We start from the raw sequence: 6,000 nt of genomic DNA, 5'->3' as shown, positions 1-6,000 counted from the left end.
CGTCGGTATGGGGTGCATTCTAGAGCATTTCTGAATCATTGCAAGTACTAATTAACGATATTGTTCACGTGTGTCTTTTTTTTCTACAAATTTGGCAAAAAAATCGCTTTTTCACTTATTTTTTAATCATTTTAAGCAAATAAAGTTTATTTATTTGAAATTATTTTTATAAATACTGTTGTAGGTGCAAAAAAATTCCAAGGTTATTTCTTCAAAAAAGTAGCCTGAAACTTTTAGATAGAGGCTTTGTTTAAAGGACTATAAATATCCATGAATAAAAAGAAATGCTCGCTACTAAAATCGCATGACGCCAATCAGCACTTGCCGGCCTCGAGCATTTAGCAGACAAAAATTAAAATCAATAACACAGCCGTGCCGTCAATGCTTTAACTATTATGGATTGCAAGCCAAGACTTTATTTTCACGGTAACTGGCTTGCTGTGTACCATGCTATTTTCTAAATATCATTTTTATTACAGCATCACCCCCTTGCGCTTATGAATTATAATCAAAAATGGCCTCAATCACCGCTCATAACAATTATTCCATTCCTCAGCGCTGTTTTTATCCTTCAGGCGCATAGAGCGGCCATTCTCTTTCTCATACACTGCATTTTTGTTTCAAACCCTGACTGATATGCCTGCGCATTTTATTTCCCGCTTCGCACTGCTGATTTTTGGCGTGGTGCTGTCCATACATTCAAATTTAGGAACATCACCTATTTCATCTGTGCCTTACAGCTTCAGTTTTATTTTGGATAGATCCATCGAAACACTGACTGTTCTTATGCATATTCTCATGATTGCGTTGCAAATGATTTTGCTGGGAAAAAAATTTCAATGGCATCAATGGCTGCAGCTGCCTGATAGACAGCCTGATAGACAGCCTGATGCAGATTACACAAGACTGGAACATTCATCACTATGCTCTGCAAATAGCGACATGCCTATTCAGCTGCCTCATGACCGCTGTGGGCGTTTGCCTGGTTATTAAAGCCTGTCTGGTATTTTTAGCGGGTGAAGGTTGTATGCCGCAGTGTCACAGTGATTTGACGCAGATTCCAGCAGCTGCAAAACCTATGGCGATATCGTTTTAGTCAGCATTGCTATTATTTCATCATGGCTTGCATTAGGCGACATTATCGGCGTTCGTGAAGGCACTATAATCAGCGCATTGCTGGCCGGCGCTCTGGTGAAACTGCTGCTGCCCAAATTCAGCTTTATTCAGTTCGCCGCCAAATAATGCCTGCCTCAGCCATTTGCTCAAAGAGCAGTTTGATAGATCCACTTATATAAATAAAATGCAGGCAATAAAAAGGAAGAGATCTCTCCCAAAATCTCTTCCCTGGAGTTGAATCTTTACTCGATCCATCGCTGTTATTATAGTTATTTTTAAAATTCACAAAAAAGAGTCCCTTGGGGAAGAGACTGAAAAACTTGTGGAGTTTTTTTTGTTATTTCTACCCTCTAGATATGTTTTTATACCCATTCTCTAGATGGGTAAATCTTATACATAATCAAAATAAAATGCAAGCTGATTGGCAAAATTTAACTATTGTTTTTATAAGGTTTTTTTGAATTTACTTATTTAATTTATTAATATAATAATTTCGATAAAAAAACAGGCCTAAGCCTGCTTTTTTATCAATAGCTTAAATAAAACTTAATCAACAAAAATAACTTTTGCAATCGCTTTTTTACTCGCCTGAACAATCAAAGTTTTATTTTCAGCAACTGAGAAACCGGCATCCACCTGCTCCCAATCCACTTTAACCGCACCGCGCGCAACTGCATCTTTCGCTTGTGCGGCATTTTTCACAAGGCCCGCTGCCCGTAAAATAGAAGCAATAAAAATCTCGCCGCCAAATTCAGCACGGGACACGGTGACCTCAGGAGTTCCCTCTGGCAGCTCACCCTCGGTAATTAAGTTGCCTGCGCCTTTATGGGCATGCGCCGCAGCCTCGGCGCCATGGAAGCGCTCAACCAATTCCAGCGCAAGAATTTTCTTCACTTCTTGCGGATTGCGGCCCTCTGCCACTTCTTTTAACAGCTGCTGAATCTCTTCAATTGATCTAAAGCTTAAAAGCTCAAAATAGCGCTCTATCAAAGCATCCGGCATTGACAGCACTTTTTGGTACATCGCGCCTGGCGCATCAAATACCCCAATATAGTTGCCCAACGACTTAGACATTTTATTCACACCGTCTAAACCTTCAAGGATAGGCACCGTAATGCAGACCTGCGCTTCCTGATCATAGCGGCCCTGAAGTGTACGCCCCATCAATAAGTTAAAGGTTTGGTCTGTGCCGCCCAACTCAACATCCGCCTCAAGCGCAATCGAGTCATAGCCTTGAACCAATGGATACAAAAACTCATGAATTGCAATCGGCTGATGGCTGTTATAACGCTTGGTGAAGTCATCGCGTTCCAGCATGCGCGCAACCGTTTGCTGTGACGCCAGCTGAATTAAATCAGCTGCGGTTTTGGCCGCAAACCATTCTGAGTTAAAACGCACTTTGGTTTTATTCGGATCAAGAATTTTAAAGACCTGTTCTTGATAGGTTTTGGCATTTTCCAGCACCTGTTCACGCGACAAAGGCGGACGTGTCGCGCTCTTGCCTGTCGGGTCGCCGATCATTGCGGTATAGTCACCGATCAGAAAGGTCACATCATGGCCTAAGTCTTGAAAAACTTTCAGTTTATTAATTAAAACTGTATGCCCCAAATGCAAGTCAGGCGCAGTCGGGTCAAAGCCCGCTTTAATTTTTAAAGGACGATTTTCTTTTAATTTCTTCAGAAGATCTTCTTCAGAAATAATTTCATGCGTGCCTCGTTGAATGAGAGCAAGTTGTTCTTCAGCCGGCAGGAAATTTGACATCACAAAACCCAAACACATCAGTTATTCAATTTGTGCGATATACTAACACTTTTTCAGCACATTGCAGGCCTAAGAATAATCATGACCGCGATCTATATTGGCGTGATGACCGGCACCAGCATGGATGGTGTCGATATTGCCGCTGCTTCCTTTAACCCTTTGCAGCTTCATGCAACCCTCACGCTTGAATTTGATCCCGATCTTCGCGATGAACTGATGGCCTTGACCTTGCCTGGCGATAATGAAATTGACCGCATGGGGCAAGCCGATGTTGCACTGGCAAAAATGATTGGTGAAGGCATTAACCGCCTCATTGAAGAAAATCAGCTAGACCGCAGTCAAATCAAAGCAATCGGTTCGCATGGTCAAACCATCCGCCACCGTCCGGAACACGGCTTTACCCTGCAAATTGGCGATCCGAATATCATCACGGAAATCACCCAAATCCCCGTGATTTCTGACTTCCGCCGCCGCGATATGGCTGCCGGCGGTCAAGGCGCGCCGCTGGTTCCCGCGTTTCACCAAGATATGTTCCAGCATGAAAGCATTCATCGCGTCATCTTAAACCTAGGCGGCATCGCCAATGTCAGCTTATTGCCAGCAGGTAATCCTGACCGTGTTTACGGCTTTGATACAGGCCCTGCCAATATTCTGATGGATGCATGGTGCCACCGCTATACGGGCCAGCCTTATGATGAAAATGGCAATTGGGCCGCTTATGGCACCCCCATCCGCAGCTTATTAGACCGCCTGCAGGCGCATGAATTCTTCTCAAAAGAGCCGCCAAAAAGCACCGGCCGTGAAGATTTCAATTTAGAATGGCTGGATGAACAGATTTTAGATTGGCATAACGACTCGGAATATGATGAGCTGGAAGATACGCCGGAAAATATTCAAGCGACCTTAATGAAGCTGACCACCCGCGCCATTAAAAAAGCCATTTACCGCTCAGACATGGATACAGGTGAAGTGTATGTTTGCGGCGGCGGCGCTTATAACTCGCACTTGCTGGAACAGCTGCGCTGGCGCCTGCGCAAACACCAATGGACCGTGCAAAGCACTGCCGATTTGGGCCTCAGCCCAACTTGGGTGGAAGCCACGGCTTTTGCATGGCTGGCTATGCGTTTCATGCATCAGCTGGCGGGCAACTTGCCTGCCGTCACTGGCGCTGAAGGCTACCGCATCCTAGGAACCATCACTTCCGTCTAAGCACTATGGCAATTTAAAGCAAAAGGCCTGCTGTTCAGCAGGCCTTTTTCATACAAATCAATTTAACCTGATACTCAGCGCATCATTGTTCGGGCATTTTCGCTGCGGATCACACGCAGAATCTGCTGTCCAGCCCGCCCTGTTGGGCTTAAACCAAACTTTATCTGCTCTTGACGGATGGCTTGACGGGTTTTGTCGCCGATTAAGCCATCTACAGCGCCAATATCATAGCCTTTATTCAATAAATACTGCTGAATTTCACGGCGCTCTGCGCGTGAAGTGCCCGCATCATCCGTAGGCCATGGCGTGCTGAAAGCGCCTTGCCCCTGCAAACGGTCTGACAAATGCGCAATCGCCAAGGCATAACTTTCCGCTGCGTTATAACTGTAGATTGCATCAAAGTTTTTAAAGACTAAAAACAGCGGACCATTGGCGCCTGCGGGCGCCATCAGCCCAGCTTGTGAGCTAGAAGATAAATCGCCTTGAATTAACGCTGAGCCATCTGCGCGCACCAAGCCATTTTGCATCCAGTAAGATAGCGGCTTTTTATTGCGGCGGCTTTCACCGCTGAGAGAGGCCGCTTGCGGATTTTTCACTTCAAATCCCCACGGCTGTCCGGATTGCCAGCCGCGCTTTTTGAGGAAATTGGCAGTCGATGCCAAAGCATCAGCGGTGCTCGACACCAAATCACGGCGTCCATCGCCATCAAAATCCACCGCCAGCTCTTCATACGTCGATGGCATAAACTGGGTATGGCCAAACGCGCCTGCCCATGAGCCTTTCAATTGCGATTCAGTTAGATCGCCACGCTGCAAAATGCGCATCGCAGCAAAAAACTCACCGCGGAAATAGCTTTGACGGCGCCCTTCACAGCTCAATGTTCCCAAAGACTGCAGTAAAGGATAAGAACCTGAAATAGCGCCAAAATTGCTTTCCACACCCCATACCGCAACCACGGTTTCCGCAGGCACACCGTAAATTGATGCTACACGATTCAATACTTCACGATGCTGCGCCAATTTTTGCTGACCGGCTGCAACACGCTCATCATCCACCAACCCTGACAAATAATCCCAAATTGGCGTGGAAAATTCCGGCTGGTAATTTAATTTTTCAATCACAGAATAATCAGGCGTTAAATTCTGCGTGTAGCGGTCATAAGCCGAACCACTTACTCCAGCACTAATCGCTTGAGGACGTAAATTGGCAATGCATTGCTGGAAATTATTTTGCGAACTAAAAATTTGATTGGCAGGTGGAGTTGAAATGATTGTGACAGGTTGACCATTAATAATCAGCTCAGCATTGGCTTGAGTCATGGCAAGGAAAACTGAACCTAAAACGAAAGCTAAGCGCTGCATAATATCCTTTACGATCTTTGAATTTAAATTATGCTTTTACCATACCACCATCAGTACATCGTTTCTGAATCAAATCGTAAATTTAAATTCATTTTTCTTTATTTTAAATTCATATTTTATTTTTAAATTTAAAAAATTTACCCACAAGTCTTATTTTTAAATTCAACACGCAGGGAAATATACTTTTAAATTCATTTCTATAAATTTAAAGTATTATTTTAAATTCAAACAACTTGTGGATAAGTTGATTTTTTTGTTTTTATAGCTTTTAAATGCACAATCCTGTTTTTAAATTCATATTTCATAAAATACTTTGAATTCATATTTTTAAACTCAAATGTATGGGTTTAAATTTAAATTCATAATTATTTGAATTTATTTTTATCTTTTTGAATTTAAAATTTCTGCAACGTTTCAATGTAGTAAAACCCAAATACAGAACTATTCTATTTACTTGTTTTTCATGCAGCATATTTATAAAGTGTTGTATAAATAACGTACAATTATTTTTTATTCTGTTCCGATAAACGGCATACTCACTCAAAAGAGGCGC

At 43.2% G+C, this 6,000-nt stretch carries 3 protein-coding genes and 2 pseudogenes; 3 read left to right on the top strand and 2 right to left on the bottom strand.

Annotated elements, in window-relative coordinates; translation table 11 throughout:
- The first annotated feature begins 636 nt into the window (after positions 1-636).
- Positions 637-1,096: pseudogene (locus OKC24_RS16100) on the top strand (DUF6198 family protein).
- A pseudogene (locus OKC24_RS20200) lies at positions 1,072-1,242 on the top strand (DUF6198 family protein); the annotation flags it as partial. The pseudogenes OKC24_RS16100 and OKC24_RS20200, both read left to right, overlap by 25 nt.
- Before the next feature lie 420 nt (positions 1,243-1,662).
- Here the strand turns inward: OKC24_RS20200 and tyrS are convergent.
- Complete coding sequence (gene tyrS / locus OKC24_RS16095) at positions 1,663-2,895, bottom strand: tyrosine--tRNA ligase (protein ID WP_130148373.1); 1,233 nt, start codon at positions 2,893-2,895, stop codon at positions 1,663-1,665.
- A 63-nt stretch (positions 2,896-2,958) separates the two neighbouring features.
- Here tyrS and OKC24_RS16090 point away from each other — a divergent pair, with 63 nt between their 5' ends.
- Positions 2,959-4,086: an anhydro-N-acetylmuramic acid kinase gene (locus tag OKC24_RS16090; RefSeq protein ID WP_131277760.1), complete on the top strand. Its 1,128-nt coding sequence runs from the start codon at positions 2,959-2,961 to the stop codon at positions 4,084-4,086.
- Between the two features lie 74 nt (positions 4,087-4,160).
- On the opposite strand, the gene OKC24_RS16085 is transcribed toward OKC24_RS16090, so the two are convergent.
- The gene (locus OKC24_RS16085; protein WP_131277762.1) at positions 4,161-5,447 is read right to left on the bottom strand and encodes a lytic murein transglycosylase; all 1,287 of its coding nucleotides are present in this window, start codon (positions 5,445-5,447) and stop codon (positions 4,161-4,163) included.
- Between the last annotated feature and the right edge of the window lie 553 nt (positions 5,448-6,000).

The organism is Acinetobacter entericus, assembly GCF_026168575.1.
GTDB lineage: Bacteria > Pseudomonadota > Gammaproteobacteria > Pseudomonadales > Moraxellaceae > Acinetobacter > Acinetobacter bouvetii.
Note: the sequence above shows the minus strand (reverse complement) of the source record. Positions and strands in the feature narration are given on the sequence as shown.